Origin of the sequence: Chimaeribacter californicus (assembly GCF_002858675.1) — a bacterium.
In the GTDB taxonomy this organism is placed as follows: Bacteria; Pseudomonadota; Gammaproteobacteria; order Enterobacterales; family Enterobacteriaceae; genus Chimaeribacter; species Chimaeribacter californicus.
This window is the reverse complement of sequence record NZ_PJZF01000082.1, coordinates 1-1,070: the sequence shown is the minus strand read 5'-3', so window position 1 is coordinate 1,070 and position 1,070 is coordinate 1. Positions and strand designations below refer to the sequence as shown.

The 1,070-nt window shown below is 52.1% G+C and carries 2 protein-coding genes; both read left to right on the top strand.

The features are described 5' to 3' along the window. Nucleotides 1–142, top strand: a 142-nt coding sequence (locus tag CYR55_RS22945; RefSeq protein ID WP_146001047.1) for a DUF2247 family protein, incomplete at its 5' end; no start/stop codon positions are given. A gap of 325 nt (nucleotides 143–467) precedes the next feature. Further along, nucleotides 468–1,070, top strand: a 603-nt coding sequence (locus CYR55_RS22940; RefSeq protein ID WP_175580834.1) for a VENN motif pre-toxin domain-containing protein, incomplete at its 3' end; no start/stop codon positions are given.

Genomic DNA, 1,070 nt, shown 5'->3' with positions numbered 1-1,070 from the left:
TGAGGCGATTGAAAGCTTTGTTTCATATATGCCTGTCAGTGATGGCTATGATCCTAGTGTTCATAGCCATAGAGAAAATACTGAGCGATTATTTAGAAAGTGGCAAACTTATTTAGATCAAGAATCGATTAAATTTAAGTAATAACAGTAAGATCCCGGCCTTGGCCGGGATCTTTTTTTTACGCCTTGAAAACTATCTCTTCCCGCCGTTGCACCCGGATCACACCGGGTGTAGCGGTGATCTCCAGTTGTTCCGCATCGGAGATCCCAGACTCGCCAATCTTTCCATTAGGAAAACAATAAAGTTATTCATATCAACGATAATAGTATTCCTTCTGGTATTAACCATGCTGAGTTTAATAAATAGCGTTCTGACGATTGGAAAGAAAGAACGACAGGATTTAAGTAACGGGAACATATGAGCAGTAAAACCAATAGCAGAACAACGCGAAAAATGGCTCGCCAGGATGCGAAATACTCCTGAATATCAGGCTGAAATGCAGCAATGGGGCGTCGGCAGTGAATCGCAGAAAGTAGCGCAGACCATTGGCAGCATCCTGACCGGCCTGGTGACCGGCAACGCAGGGCAGGCAGTGGCGGGCGGGCTGAACCCGTGGGCGGCGCAGTTGATTAAGCAACAGACGACCGACGCTGCGGGAAATGTTGATGTCGCCGCGAACGCCATGGCGCACGCAGTGTGGGGCGCGGTCTCTGCACAGATGTCCGGCGGCAATGCGGCCGCGGGCGCGGCGGGCGCCTTCAGCGGTGAGCTGGCCACGCGCTACATTGCAGAGAAATACTGGGGAGCAGATACGCCGGAAAAAATCGCGGCGCTTAAGGAAGATGACCGCGAACAGCTGAGCCTGCTGGGCACGCTTGCCGCAGGGCTGGCAGGCGGCATGGCGGGCAACAGCTCTGCCGCGGCCACGACGGGGGCGATTGCCGGGAAAAATGCGGTTGAGAATAACTATCTGAGTAGCCTTGGAGACATATTTGGTAGCCAAGGTGCGAAATATTTTGAAGGGGCGGGGTCGTTAGAAAGGGAGCTTTCAACCGATAACACGCTGACT